This is a genomic window from Massilia litorea (genome assembly GCF_015101885.1).
GTDB classification, from domain to species: Bacteria; Pseudomonadota; Gammaproteobacteria; order Burkholderiales; family Burkholderiaceae_D; genus Telluria; species Telluria litorea.
Map to the genome: position 1 here is coordinate 4,790,530 of NZ_CP062941.1, position 14,399 is coordinate 4,804,928.

Here is a 14,399-nt window from a genome sequence, read left to right on the forward strand (position 1 = left end):
TTACAGTCCCCGCCTTACAGTCCCAATTCCTGCCAGATCGCATCCACCCGCGTCTTGATCTCCGGTGACATCACGATCGGCGTGCCCCACTCCCGGTTCGTCTCCCCCGGCCATTTATTGGTGGCATCAATACCCATCTTGCTGCCGAGGCCGCTGATCGGCGAGGCGAAGTCGAGGTAATCGATGGGCGTGTTATCGACCAGTACCGTGTCGCGCGTCGGATCGACCCGGGTCGTGATCGCCCAGATGACCTCTTTCCAGTCGCGCACGTCGACATCTTCGTCGACCACGACGATGAACTTCGTATACATGAACTGGCGCAGGAAACTCCAGACCCCGAACATGACGCGCTTGGCGTGCCCGGCGTACTGCTTCTTCATCTGCACCACGGCCATGCGGTAGCTGCAGCCTTCCGGCGGCAGATAAAAGTCCGTGATTTCGCTGAACTGTTTTTGCAGCAGCGGAATGAAGACCTCGTTCAGCGCCACGCCCAGCACGGCCGGCTCGTCAGGCGGTTTGCCCGTATAGGTCGAGTGGTAGATCGGGTCGCGCCGCATCGTGATGCGGTCGATCGTGAACACCGGAAAACTGTCCTGCTCGTTGTAATAGCCGGTATGGTCGCCGTACGGCCCCTCCAGCGCATGCTCGAAGCCCGACGGGTGGTTCGCATCCGGATAGATATGGCCTTCCAGTACGATCTCGGCCGAGGCCGGCACGCGCAGTTCGCTGCCGATGGCTTTCGTCAGCGTCGTACGCTGGCCGCGCAGCAGGCCCGCAAACTGGTATTCCGACAGGCTGTCCGGCACCGGCGTGACCGCGCCGAGGATGGTGGCCGGGTCGGCGCCCAGGGCGACGGCCACCGGATACGGCTGGCCCGGATTGGCGATCGCATGTTCGCGGAAGTCGAGCGCGCCGCCGCGGTGGGCCAGCCAGCGCATGATGACCTTGTTCGGCCCCAGTACCTGCTGGCGGTAGATGCCCAGGTTCTGCCGTTTCTTGTTCGGACCTTTCGTGATCACCAGACCCCAGGTGATCAGGGGCGCGATGTCGCCCGGCCAGCAATGCTGGATCGGCAGGCGAGCCAGGTCGACGTCATTCCCTTCCCAGACGATTTCCTGGCACGGGGCGCCCTTCACTTCCTTCGGCGCCATGTCCCAGACTGCCTTGACGAGGGAGCCGAGGCCCATGATGTCCCTGAAGCCGCGCGGCGGCTCGGGTTCCTTCAGGCGCGCCAGTACGTGGCCGATGCGGCGCAGTTCGCTGACGTCGTCCGCGCCCATGCCGAGGGCAACGCGCTGCGGCGTGCCGAACAGGTTGGCCAGCACCGGAATCGTATGCGCTACGCCGCCCGGCCCGGTCGGTTTTTCGAACAAAAGGGCCGGTCCGCCGGCGCGCAGCACGCGATCGGCCACTTCCGTCATCTCGAGATGGGTCGAAACCGGCATAGTTACGCGCTTTAGATCACCATTTAGTTGCAGTTGGGACATAAAATCCCGAAGATCTGAATATTTCATCAAGTTTTGCTTGTTTTTTCGATTGCTTGCGGTTAATCAAATTGCGCCGCCAAGTGTTTGATTTGGCAAGGTATTGCTGAGCTGTGGCTAGAAAAGTCAGATCTAAAAGTTATAAGGCGCGTTCGTGCTAGTATTGACTTGGTATAAACGACCTCCTACAATCGCACCTACTTGATGAGACGGCCATTTAAAAAGCAGATTGTAGCCGCTTCTCATAACTTCACGGGGTCGGGGCCCCAACGACATTTTTAAGGAGTGTTTCCACCAGGCGTCTGCCTGAACCCCCGAGACAGTTGTTGAGCCACTGGACCGCACCCGCCCTGGGACAACGGCCAGCTGAAGCAAAGCAATGACGGCGTTTTGGTCTTCCGCACTGGAAGCCCTGACGATTTTTCTGATGCACGGCATTGGTACCTCCGTAGCGCTCCATGCGCCGCGACGGGATCCTTTTCGCCGCGACAAAGGGGACTTCGATGATCAATCGTTTGTTCGGTTCGAGCGCAAAGCTCGTCCAATTGGCCAGCCAGCCAGTCACGTTTTCACAAGTGGCAAAAACGGCGCGTGGTTTGTTGACCACAATGCAGCACACCCTGACCGTGTTCGGTCTCTCGGCAGTGGCAGTACTGACCCTGCTCTACACGAACCCGGATGCAGCAAAAAAAGTTTCGGAACTGCTGCATTCTGAAACCGTCGCCGCCGCACCTGCTGGTGCAACCGTCGCGACCGCCACCCCAGCGCCGGCCAAGGAGGCCGCACTGGACGCAACGCAAGACCGGGCCGAGCTCAAAGTCCTCGCCAACAGCAAGCAGCAGCAGAACGTCACCTCCTGGCTCGCCAAGCGCTACCGGGTGGCCGGCGACGCGGCCAACATGCTCGTTTCGACGGCCTACACGACGGCCCATGAGATGAAGCTCGATCCCCTGCTGATCCTGGCCGTGATGGTCATCGAATCGGGCCTGAACCCGTTCGCGGAAAGCCCGATGGGCGCCAAGGGCCTGATGCAGGTGATGGCCAAGGTCCACCACGACAAGTTCGAGGAAGTCGGCGGCGCCGAGGCGGCCCTGGATCCGGTCGCCAATATCCGTGTCGGCGCGCAGATCCTGAAGGACTACGTGAAGCGCACGGGTTCGGTCGAAGGCGGCCTGAAGACCTATGTCGGCGCGGCCGACATGGAGGACGACTCGGGTTATGGCGCCAAGGTGCTGGCCGAATACAAGCGACTGAAAATGGTTGCAGGTGGCAAGAAGGTCCCGACGGTGACCCCACCGGCACCGACGCAGATGGTCGTCAAGGCGGCGCCTGCCGCGCCGGCGGCCCCGAAAGCCGCGGAACCGGCTGCGGAGCCGAAAACGGAGGCGCTGGCGACGCTGTAAGGTGAAGCTCGTACGCTCCTCACGCCACCGCTTGCGGTGGCTTTTTTATTGATGAGTCGGGACGATCGCGCACCGTAGGGTGGGCTCTTGAGCCCACGCGTTCCGTGCAGACGAATACCCATAGCTCGTGGATACTCGCCGCGGCATTTGTGCACCCATTTGTGGCCTCGCAGATACGTTATACCAATGCATGAGCACGAACGCGTGGACTCAGGAGTCCACCCTACGGTGCGCTGCTGTCAACAAAGAGCGAATACGACATCGCCTTTTCGGAGCCCACAAAAAAGCCACCGCGCCTTTCGGCAACGGTGGCTTTTCGCCAGCCCTACTATATATACAGAGGGAAATTAACGCCGCGCGTCGGCGCCGACTTCTTCCGGACGCAGTTTCGAGGCCAGTTTATCGAGCACGCCGTTGACGTACTTGTGGCCGTCGATGCCGCCGAAGGACTTGGTCAGCTCGACCGCTTCGTTAATCACGACGCGGTATGGGATTTCCGGGTGGTTCTTCAGTTCGAAGGCGCCCAGCAGCAGGACGCCGTGCTCGATCGGCGACAGTTCGCTGACCGCGCGGTCGATCAGCGGAGCGATCGTTTCGCGCAGCTCGACCGAGGTCGTGATCGTGCCGTTGAGCAGCGACGAAAAATACTCGCCGTCGGCCTTGTCGAAGCCGTGGGCGGCGCGGATGTTGTTGGCCACCTGGGTCGATGGCTCGTTATTCAGCAGCCATTGATACAGGCCCTGGAGCGCGAACTCGCGCGCGCGGTGGCGCGGGGTGCGGTTCTTGCTCGGGTTGGCGTGGGTGGTCTTGTCGGTCATGTTCGTCCTTCGATTACTCTTCTTCTTCCTCGGGGTGCAGCTCTTCCAGCGCCAGCAGCAGGTTGGCCATCTCGACCGCAACCTTGGCCGCATCGGCGCCCTTTTCCGCCATGCGCACTTCGGCCTGCTCGTCGGTCTCGGTGGTCAGCACGGCGTTGGCGATCGGGATGCCGTAGTCCAGGCCGATGCGGGTGATGCCGGCGCCCGACTCGTTCGAGACCAGCTCGAAGTGGTAGGTTTCGCCGCGGATGACGGCGCCGAGCGCGATCAGGGCGTCGAACTGCTGGGTTTCGGCCATCTTCTGCAGGGCCAGCGGGATTTCCAGCGCGCCCGGCACGGTCACGTGCAGGATGTCCTCGTCGGCCACGCCCAGGTGCTTCAGTTCGGCCAGGCAGGACGACAGCAGGCCATGCCCGACGTCGGCATTGAAGCGCGCCTGCACGATCCCGATGCGCAGGTCCTCGCCTGTCATGTTGCTCTCATAAGTTCCTACCGTCATGGCTGCCCTCTTCTTAGTGTGTTCGTATTAATAGTGTGTATGGTACCGCGTCAGGCCGATGGACTGGCGATGTAACCGGTGACCTCGAGATCGAAACCGGTCATCGACGGCATCTTGCGCGGATTGGCCAGCAGCTTCATCTTGCCGACGCCGAGGTCCTTTAGGATCTGCGCGCCGATGCCGTAGGTGCGCAGATCCATCGTCGCCGCACGGCCGGTCGGACGCGCGCCCGGCGCATCGAGCGACGTGAATTGTGCGAACAGCTGCTCGGCCGTCTCGCCGCAGTTCAGCAGCACGACGACGCCCGATTCGCTCTTCTTGATCGCTTCCATCGCCGAGGCCATGGTCCAGGAGTGGGTCGTGGCGCGGTGTTCCAGCACGTCGAGGATCGAGACCGGCTGGTGCACGCGCACCAGGGCCTCGTTGTCGCGCCCGATCTCGCCGTGCACCATCGCCAGGTGGGCGCAGCCGCTCGGCTTGTCGCGGTAGGCGACCAGCTTGAATTCGCCTTGGGCCGTGTTCAGGGTGCGCTCGGCAACGCGCTCGACCAGGCTCTCGTTTTCGCTGCGGTAGTGGATCAGGTCGGCGATGGTGCCGATTTTCAGGTTGTGTTCTTTCGCGAACTCGATCAGGTCCGGCAGGCGCGCCATGGTGCCGTCTTCCTTGATGATCTCGCAGATCACCGAGGCCGGGGTCAGGCCGCCCATTTCGGTCAGGTCGCAGCCGGCTTCGGTGTGGCCAGCGCGCATCAGGACGCCACCCTTCACCGCGCGCAGCGGGAAGATATGGCCCGGCTGGACCAGGTCGTCCGGTTTGGCGCCTTTCGACACCGCCACCTGGATGGTGCGCGCCCGGTCAGCCGCCGAGATGCCGGTGGTCACGCCCTCGGCCGCTTCGATCGAGACCGTGAAATTGGTGCCGAAGGAAGTGCCGTTGCGGGTCGTCATCATCGGCAGTGCCAGCTTGTCGCAGATTTCTTCGGACAGGGTCAGGCAAACCAGGCCGCGCGCGTGGCGGATCATGAAATTGATCGCCTCCGGGGTGACGAAGTCCGCCGCCAGGACCAGGTCACCCTCGTTCTCGCGGTCTTCTTCATCGACCAAAATGACCATGCGGCCGGCGCGAAGTTCGGCAACGATTTCCTGGGTGCTGGAGATAGACATTCGAAATTCCTTGAAACGATGACGCATCGTGCGCAATCCGCTATTTTAAAGGATTTACCGCGTTTCAACCGAGTCGATGCAGGGAACTCGGCAGAAGAAATAGAAACGGGAAGCAATATACGGAATATATCGATCGTTGCACCACTGCAACAAAGTGCCTTTGTTTAAAATAAATTGTTAAATATTATGTTTTAATAAGCAACTTTGTGGTGTTTGCGACATCCAGAAGAATATGATTCATCACAGTCAGATCTAAAGCGTCCGCGTGCTGCCGCCGGCGCATTCATGGAGTTGTCATGTTGGTTCCGATTTTTACCCGCCAGTGCACCGCCGCAGCCCGGGAGACGCACTGATGGCCACCATTCTTATCGTCGACGACCGTCCGAGCAACCGGGCCTACCTGATGGCCCTGCTCGGTTTCACCGAACACCGGCTGCTGGAAGCCGAAGACGGCGCCGCCGCCCTGCAGCTGGTGCGCGCCGAGCGTCCCGAACTGATCATTACCGACATCCTGATGCCGACCATGGACGGCTACGAGTTCGTCCAGCGCCTGCGCGCCGACCGCGCCCTGGCCGCCACCCGCGTCATCTTCTATTCTGCCGTCTATGCCGAGCGCGAGACGGTGGCGATGGCGCGCAGCTGCGGGGTGCAGACGGTGCTCAGCAAACCGTCCGACCCGCAGGACATCATGGCGGCCGTGAATGCCGAGCTGGGACTGTCGGCGGCGGCGGCTCGGGACGCACAGGTCCGGGTGCGCAGCGTCTCCGACGCCTTCCTGCCGGCGCCCGTCGCACCAGCAAGCGAGAGCCGCCTCGGGGCACGCCTCGCCGCGATCGAGGAGATGTGCCTGCACCTGGTCAACGAACGCCAGGTGGAAGGCCTGGTCGACGTTTTCCTGAAGGCCGCGGCACGCATCCTCGACGCCGACCAGTTGGCGCTGTGCCTGCTCGAAAACGACGAACGTACCGTGAGCCACCTGAATGCGCGCGGTCTCGATCCCAGCCTGCTGGCGGTGCATGCGACCGGGACCCGCCTGCCCGGCGCCCTGCTGCTGTCGCGCGAGCCGATCCGGCTGGCCGAAGGCGATCCGCTGCTGGGTACCTTGCCAAGGGGCCTGCCGCGTTGCGCTTCCTTCCTCGGCCTGCCTGTGCGCTGCCTGCGCAACCTGTACGGCTGGCTGTACTTCGTGCGCGCGCCGAGCGCCACCCACTTTTCGGCAGAGGATGAGCGCTGGGCCTCGGCCCTCGCCGCGCACCTGGCGGTGGCCTACGAAAACCTGAACCTGTATGGCGTGGTGCAGCGCCACGCGGCCCAGCTGCAGCTGGAAGCGACGGCGCGCGCCGAGGCCGATGCCGCGCTGCGCGAGAGCGAGCACCGGCTGGAACTGGCGCGCCAGGTCTTCGACAGCACCCAGGAAAGCATCATGATGACCGACGCCTGCGCGAACATCGTCGCGGTCAATCCGGCCTTCGAGCAGATCACGGGATTCCGCGAGGCCGAAGTCATTGGCCTGAACCCGCGCGTGCTGCGCTCGGGACGCCACGAAGCACCCTTCTACCGCGCCATGTGGGACAGCCTGGAACAGGACGGCCAGTGGCGCGGCGAGATCTGGAACCGGCGCAAGAACGGCGAAGTCTATCCGGAGCGCACCAGCATCAGCGCGGTGCGCGACGAAGCCGGCAAGCTGACCGCCTATGTCTCGGTCTCGACCGACCTGTCGGCGCTGAAGGCCGCCCACAACAAGCTCGACTTCCTGTCGAACCACGATGCCCTGACCCTGCTGCCGAACCGTTCGCTATTCCACGACCGGCTGCAGCAGTCGATCGCCGCGGCCCGCCGCGACGGCAGCCAGCTGGCCCTGCTGCTGGTGAACGTCGACCGCCTCTCGCGCATCAACGACAGCCTCGGGCACGCCGCCGGCGACGCCCTGCTGCGCGAAGTCGCGCGCCGCGCCAGCGCGATCGCCGGCCCCGCCGACACGGTGGCGCGCCTGTCGGGCGACGAGTTCGTGCTGCTCACCGGCTGCGAGGACACTGAGGACATCATCTTCGCCGCCCAGCGCCTGATCGAAGCCATCGCCCAGCCGTTCTCCGTCGGCGGGCACGACGTGGTCGTCACCGGCAGCGTCGGCATCAGCGTCTTTCCGCGCGACGGCAATGCGGCGGGCGACCTGCTGAAGGCCGCCGACGCCGCCCTGGCGCACCAGAAGGACGCCGGGCGCAACGGCTTCCGCTTCTTCAAGGGCGAGATGAACGACCAGGCGATGCGCTGGCTGGCGCTGGAAACGCGCCTGCGGCGCGCCATCGGCCAGGCCGAACTGGCGCTGCACTTCCAGCCGCAGGTGGCGCGCGAGGATGGCCGCGTGCTCGGCATGGAAGCGCTGCTGCGCTGGCACAGCTCGGAACTGGGCCGCGTCTCGCCGGCCGATTTCATCCCGCTGGCCGAGGACACCGGCCTGATCCTGCCGATCGGCGACTGGGTGATCCGCCAGGCCTGCCAGCAGAACAAGGCCTGGCAGGACGCCGGGCTGCCGCGGGTGCCGGTGGCGGTGAACGTCTCGGCGCACCAGTTCAAGGCGGGCACAGTGCCGCAGGTGGTGCGCGCGGCGCTGTCCGAATCCGGCCTGGAAGCGCGCTATCTCGAGATCGAGCTGACCGAAAGCGTCATGATGGGCGATACCACGGCCGCCGAAGCCCAGCTGGCCGAGCTGCGCGCGATGGGCGTGTCGCTCTCGCTCGACGACTTCGGCACCGGCTACTCCTCGCTCGGCTACCTGTCGCGCTTCTCGCTCGACAAGCTCAAGATCGACCAGGCGTTCGTGCGCAACATCACCACCGATCCGCGCAGCGCGGCGATCGCCCAGGCCACGATCGCGCTGGCCGAAGGCTTGTCCTTGCGGGTGGTGGCCGAGGGCGTCGAGACCCTGGCCCAGCGCGATTATCTCGGCAAGATCGGCTGCGAGGTCCTGCAGGGCTACCTGTACAGCCGGCCGGTGCCGGCGCGCGAGATGGCGCTGCTGCTGCAGAAGGGGCGCGTGACGGTGTGAACAAAGACGCGAGCGGCCAGTACAATGGCGGCTCGACGCCTTACAACGGAAGCCCCGATGTTCAGCCAATTCCTTCGCCACGCCTGTCTCGCCTGCACCCTCCTCCTCCTTCCCTTCGGCGCCGGCGCCGCCCTGAAACTCGATGCGCCGATTCCGGTCGGCCCGCAGGTCAAGGTCGGCAAGCTCCCGAATGGCCTGACTTACTACATCCAGAAAAACGCCCGCCCCGAGCGCAAGCTCGACCTGCGCCTGGTCGTGAAGGCCGGCTCGATCCTCGAGGACGAGGACCAGCAGGGCCTGGCGCACTTCGTGGAGCACATGGCCTTCAACGGTTCGACCAACTTTAAAAAACACGAGCTGGTCGACTACCTGCAATCGATTGGCGTCAAGTTCGGCGCCGACCTGAACGCCTACACCTCCTTCGACGAAACCGTCTACATCCTGCCGATCCCGCTGGACCGCCCGGAAAACATCGGCAAGGCGTTCCAGGTGCTGGAAGACTGGGCGCACGGTCTCTCTTTCGACGAGGACGTCATCGACAAGGAGCGCGGCATCGTGCTCGAGGAACTGCGGCTCGGCAAAGGCGCGGGCGACCGCATCGGCAAGCAGATCTGGCCGAAGATCTACAACGGCTCCCGCTACGCCGAACGCCTGCCGATCGGGAAGGAAGAGGTGCTGCGCAACTTCAAGCCCGAGACCCTGAAACGCTTCTACCGCGACTGGTACCGGCCCGACCTGATGGCGGTGGTGGCGGTCGGCGACATCGACCCCAAGGCCATCGAAAAACTGATCAAGGCGCACTTCTCGAAGCTGTCCAATCCGAAGCCGGCGCGCCCCCGCGTGTATGCGGAGATCCCGCGCCGCGAGGAGACCGAAGCGGTGGTCGTCACGGACAAGGAAGCCGGCGGCAACAGCATCCTGGTGCGCTACCCGGTGCAGCCGGTACGCGAGCCCGACACCGTGCGCGGCTACCGCGAGCAGCTGGTCGAGGGCCTGTTCACCGGCATGCTCGGCGCGCGCCTGCAGGAACTCTCGCAGCTGGCCGAACCGCCTTTCCTGCGCGGCGGCAGCGCCCTGGGCAAACTCACGCCCTTCTATAAATCATTCAATACCAGCGCCGTCATCGGCCCGGGCGGGGCGCCGAAGGCGATCGACGCCCTGGTGCGCGAGAACGAGCGGGCGCGCCGCTACGGCTTCGGCCAGGCCGAACTCGATCGCGCCCGCAAGAACATGCTGCGCAGCTTCGAGCAGCTGTACAACGAACGCGAGAAAACCGACTCCGGCGCCTACGTGGCCGAGTACCTGCGCAACTTCCTGCAGCAGGAACCGATCCCCGGCATCGCCGCCGAATACCGCTACGCCACCGAAATGCTGCCAGCCGTGACGCTCGACGAAATGAACGCCTACGCGCGGCGCACGATCCCGGCCAATTCCGGCAAGCTGGTGATCTATACCGGCATCGAGCGTGCCGACAGTCCGCCGCCGCAGGGCGCGGCGCTGCTGGCCGCGCTCGCCGCGGCCGAGCGGGCCGAAGTCGCGCCGCACGAGGAAAAGGTATTGGGCAGCCAGCTGATGGCGCAGCCGCCGAAGGCCGGCAGCATCGTGGAAGAGCGTGAAGACAAGGCGCTCGGCCTGACCTATCTGACCTTCTCGAACGGTGTCAAGGCGATCCTGAAGCCGACCGATTTCCGCAACGACCAGGTCATGATGAGCGCGGCCCGCTTCGGCGGCCAGAGCCTGTACGGCGACGCCGACATCCTCAACGCGCGCTACGCCAATGCCATCGTCGCCAGCATGGGCCTGCAGGACTATTCGCCGCTCGACCTGTCGAAAGTCCTGGCGGGCAAGGCGGCCGCGGTGACCATGGGCCTGGCCGGCTACAACGAAGTGCTCGGCGCCTCGTCGGGCGCGACCGACATCGAGACCATGTTGCAGCTCCTGTGGTTGCGCTTCGACGCCGTGCGCCGCGACGAAGACCTGTTCAAGTCCTTCATCGGCAAGCAGGTCGAAGCCGCGCGCAACCGCCTTGGCCAGCCCAGCGCGCGCTTCGGGGACACAGTGGTCGCCACGCTCTACAACAACCACCCGCGCGCACCGCGCCCGCTGCTTCCCGAGGAATTCGGCCAGATCAGCCTGGACCGCAGCATCGCCATCTACCGCGAGCGCTTCTCCAGCGCCAAAGACCTGACCTTCGTGATGGTCGGCAGTTTCGACGTCAACAAGGTCAAGCCGCTGCTGGCCACCTGGCTCGGCAGCCTGCCCACGCCCGCCATCCCGACCGAATGGCGCGACGTCGGCCTGCGTCCGGTGAAGGGCGTGGTCAAGCGCGCGGTCTACAGCGGTACCGAACCGAAGAGCACGATCTCGCTGACCTTCACCGGTGAGGCGGCGTTCTCGGAGCTGGAACAGATGCGCCTGCAGGCGCTGGTGGAGGTGCTCAACATCCGCATCATCGAGGTGCTGCGCGAGCAGCTGTCCCTGATCTACGGCGGCAACGCCGGCGGGCAGCTGGGCCGCATCCCCTACGGCCACTACAGCCTGTCGGTGACGCTGCCGACCGGACCCGAGAACGTCGACAAGGTATTGAAGGCGACCTTCGACGAATTCGAACGCCTCAAGCGCGAAGGCCCGCTTGCTGGCGACCTCGCCAAGGTCAAGCAGAACTGGATCCAGAACCACCGCAAGGCCCTGCGCGAAAACGGCTACTGGCTGGGCCGCATCCAGTCGGCGCTGCTCGACGGGACCGATCCGAAGGCGATCCTGACGCACGAGGAGCGGGTGAATGCGCTCACGGCGGGCGAAGTGCAGGAAGCGGCGCGGCGTTACCTGAACACGGAGAATTACGTGCAGGTGGTGCTGTATCCGGAGAAGAAGGCGGAGGCGGTGCAGGCCGCGAATTGACACGTAGGGTGGGCGGCTTCCCCGCCCACGCGGTGATCGTTGGCAGCAAGATCAACGCGCACGATAGCGGAGCCGGTAACAATCACCGCGTGGGCGGGAGACCCGCCCACCCTACATCTACTTCAGATACCTCTCGAACCATTCCACCGTCCTGCGCCGCTGATCCAGCTGATGCTCCGGCTTGCGAATCGCATGCCCTTCCCCATCGTAGATCACCAGCGCCGTCGGCGTCCCTACCGCACGCAGGCCGTGCCAGAACTCCATCGACTGCACCGCCGGGGTCTCGACGTCGCGCTCTCCCACGTACAGCAGGGTCGGCGTGGTCGCGTTCCGGATCGATTCGATCGGCGAGGCCGCGCGGTAGATGGCCGGGTCCTCGTACATGGTCGCGCCGAAGAAGGGCACCATCCACTGGTCGATGCCGTTCTGGCCGTAATAGCTGATCCAGTTGGCGATGCCGGCGCCCGCCACCGCCGCCTTGAAGCGCTTGCTGTGGGTGACGCCCCACATCGTCATGAAGCCGCCGTAGGAATGCCCCATCAGGCCGAGGCGCGCGCCGTCGACCGGCGCTTCCCTGAGCACGGCATCGACGCCGGCCAGGATGTCGCGCCAGTCGCCGCCGCCGAAGTCGCGCCGGTTCGCCATGCCGAAGGCCATCCCCTGGCCATAGCTGCCGCGCGGATTCGGCTGGAACACGTAAAAGCCGCGCTCGACCAGCTCGCGCACCAGCGGGTTGCCGAATTCGCCCGCCGCGACGAAGCGCGGCGTGGCGGCCGCTGCCGGCCCGCCGTGGACGATCACCACCATCGGGTGCCTGAGGCCGGCCTGCGGCTTGCGTGGACCGACCAGCCAGCCCTGGCTGCGCATGCCCTCGTTGGTCCAGCTGATGCTGCGCGCCGCCACCTGGGGGGCGAAATCGACGTTGTCGCGGGTGATCGGCCCGAGTGCGGGCAGGCGGCCGGCGACGATGCGCGGCGCCTGTTCATAGGTCTCGTGCACCGAGACGGCCGAGCTGCCATCGAGACTGAATACGAAGCGGCCGTCGGCCGAACCGTTAGCCGACACCGCTCCGCTCCACAGCGTGCGCGCCGTGCGCGCCTGGGGGTCGATCGCAAGCACGGCCATCTCGCTACCCTGCAGGCTTGAGGCCAGCAACTGCGGCCCCTTCCAGGCCAGGCCGTTGAACGAACCGGCATGGTTCGGCGTCACGTCGACCGGTTCGCCGCCTTCGAAGGGCACCGTGAACACGTCGCCGCCGACCGAGCCGAAGTCGCTCATCAGGCCGCCGACGAAAGCGACGCTGCGCCCGTCGGGCGACACGTGCGGCAGGCTGATTTGCATCTTCGGCGCCGCGATCGTCCGCAGCGCGCCGCTGGCGAGGTCCACGTGCCCGAGGGTGGCGACCCACCAGTTGTTGTCGCCGTTTCCCTTCGCGCTGGTGGCGACGAAACCGCGGCCGTCCGGCGTCCAGTCGTATTCGTAGACAAAGGAATCGGGCGGCGACACCAGGCGCAGCACCCCGCCGGCGGCGGGCGCCAGCGCGATGCGCTGCGCATCCTCGTCGACGCCTATTTCTCCGACCTGGCGCGCACCGGCTTCGACCGCGCCGGTCTGTTTCTTCGCGCCGACGGTGGCGAGCAAGGCGATGCTGGCGCCGTCCGGCGACCAGCGCGCGGTATTTGCCACCCCCTTGACGGTGGCGGCGGCCGTCAGCTTGCCGCCCTGGGCCACCCACAGGGTCGCTTCCCCGGCATCGCGGTTGGCGCCGATGAAGGCGAGGCCCTTGCGGTCCGGCGACCAGGCCGGGAAATCATAGGAACAGGTGGCGCAGGGATCGTATTCGGCAGTGATCCTGCCGCTGGCGGCGTCGCGCACGACGATGTGTCCGTGTGCGCGCCGCCCCGGAATGCCGGGGTCGCTCGATTCGATCGCGGCGACCGACTCGCCGCCGCCGCTGATCGCGACCGAGCGGTATTCGCGCATCTGCGCGCCCTGCGCGGCCGCGGCGGCCATGGCTGTCAATAAGACTGTGAATCGGGCTGCACCCAGCAGTGGCCGCAAACCTTCCTTGACGCTCATTTCTTCTCCTCGTGACGGCAGCCTTGTGCAGCTGAGTCGATGCAGGGCTGGCTCATGTTTATTGTGGGGGAGCAGTCTACGCCGTTTCTTGTGAGTCGGGAGCGCAACAGTTTGTATGCGGTATGAATAATCTTGCTCTCACTTAATAAATACGGGGTCGGACAGTTGACCCAAAGCTAGAGTGAAAGTTCGACCTCAGCAGGAGTTGACAATGATCTACAAGGACAGCGACAACAAAATGCCCGTAGTCGCGATACTGCAGCGCATGCTGGCGCTCGCCAGCCCGGACAAGAAGCCGCTGCTCGAGCGTGAACTGCGCATGATGCGGGCGGGGATGCTGGCCGAACGCGAGGCCGTCGGCCTGATCGACATCTACCTGAAGGATTCCACCAGGACCGCCGTCGTGCACGACCTGCGGCTGGTGTCGAACGACGGCCGCGCGGCGCAGATCGACCACCTGCTGATCCACCGTTCGCGCCGCTTCTACCTGCTCGACACCAGGTATTTCTCGCAGGGCCTGAAAATCACCGAGGACGGCGACTTCCTGCGCTGGGACGAACCAAACAAATGCTACGTACCGATGCCCTCGCCTCTGGCGGCGCAGGCGCGCCAGGTCTCGGTGCTGCGCGATGCGCTCGAGCCGTTCGGCCTCGACGACGCCCCGGTCGACACCCTGGTGCTGCTGGCCCCGAACGCGCGCATCGAGCGCCCGCGCCGCTTCGACAGCGCGCGCGTGATAAAGGCGGACCAGTTCATGGAAAGGCTGAACAACGGGATGGACAATGCGCCGGCCCTGGCGACGCTGGGCAACCTGCACCGGACAAGGATGTCCGCTTCGATCGGCGACATCGCGCTCAAGCTCGTTGCGCTGCACCGGCCGTCGACGGCGGACACCCTGGCCCGCTTCGGCCTGCAGCGCGCGTTCCCGCCGCAGCCAGCGCCGAGCGTCCCGCTAGCGCACAACGCGGCCGTCGGCAGCACGGAATAAACACGCCAGACGGACGCC

9 protein-coding genes are annotated in these 14,399 nt (G+C 65.0%); 4 read left to right on the forward strand and 5 right to left on the reverse strand.

Annotated features, from left to right (window positions below; all coding sequences use genetic code 11):
* Positions 1–14 precede the first annotated feature (14 nt).
* Entirely contained in the window at positions 15–1,514 is a 1,500-nt protein-coding gene (gene ubiD, locus LPB04_RS21545; protein WP_193686484.1) for a 4-hydroxy-3-polyprenylbenzoate decarboxylase, read from the reverse strand.
* A gap of 569 nt (positions 1,515–2,083) precedes the next feature.
* Between ubiD and LPB04_RS21550 the strand changes: the two genes are divergently transcribed.
* Entirely contained in the window at positions 2,084–2,887 is an 804-nt protein-coding gene (locus LPB04_RS21550; protein WP_227496779.1) for a transglycosylase SLT domain-containing protein, read from the forward strand.
* A gap of 347 nt (positions 2,888–3,234) precedes the next feature.
* Here the strand turns inward: LPB04_RS21550 and nusB are convergent, their stop codons facing one another.
* From nusB to ribBA, 3 genes are read right to left on the reverse strand one after another with little or no spacing between them, the layout of a single operon-like run.
* On the reverse strand, positions 3,235–3,705 hold the full coding sequence (gene nusB, locus LPB04_RS21555) for a transcription antitermination factor NusB (RefSeq protein WP_193686486.1): 471 nt from the start codon (positions 3,703–3,705) through the stop codon (positions 3,235–3,237).
* A 13-nt stretch (positions 3,706–3,718) separates the two neighbouring features.
* Entirely contained in the window at positions 3,719–4,204 is a 486-nt protein-coding gene (ribH, locus tag LPB04_RS21560; RefSeq protein WP_056339428.1) for a 6,7-dimethyl-8-ribityllumazine synthase, read from the reverse strand.
* Positions 4,205–4,254: 50 nt separating this feature from the next.
* Entirely contained in the window at positions 4,255–5,367 is a 1,113-nt protein-coding gene (gene ribBA / locus LPB04_RS21565) for a bifunctional 3,4-dihydroxy-2-butanone-4-phosphate synthase/GTP cyclohydrolase II (RefSeq protein WP_193686487.1), read from the reverse strand.
* 352 nt (positions 5,368–5,719) lie between these two features.
* Here ribBA and LPB04_RS21570 point away from each other — a divergent pair, with 352 nt between their 5' ends.
* A complete protein-coding gene (locus LPB04_RS21570) occupies positions 5,720–8,413 on the forward strand; it encodes a two-component system response regulator (protein ID WP_193686488.1) in 2,694 nt (897 codons plus the stop codon).
* Between the two features lie 57 nt (positions 8,414–8,470).
* Positions 8,471–11,314, forward strand: coding sequence for a M16 family metallopeptidase (locus tag LPB04_RS21575; RefSeq protein WP_193686489.1), 2,844 nt, complete (start codon positions 8,471–8,473; stop codon positions 11,312–11,314).
* A gap of 117 nt (positions 11,315–11,431) precedes the next feature.
* On the opposite strand, the gene LPB04_RS21580 is transcribed toward LPB04_RS21575, so the two are convergent.
* A complete protein-coding gene (locus LPB04_RS21580; RefSeq protein WP_193686490.1) occupies positions 11,432–13,393 on the reverse strand; it encodes a S9 family peptidase in 1,962 nt (653 codons plus the stop codon).
* Between the two features lie 211 nt (positions 13,394–13,604).
* Here LPB04_RS21580 and LPB04_RS21585 point away from each other — a divergent pair, with 211 nt between their 5' ends.
* The gene (locus LPB04_RS21585) at positions 13,605–14,381 is read left to right on the forward strand and encodes a nuclease-related domain-containing protein (protein ID WP_193686491.1); all 777 of its coding nucleotides are present in this window, start codon (positions 13,605–13,607) and stop codon (positions 14,379–14,381) included.
* The last annotated feature ends 18 nt before the right edge of the window (positions 14,382–14,399 follow it).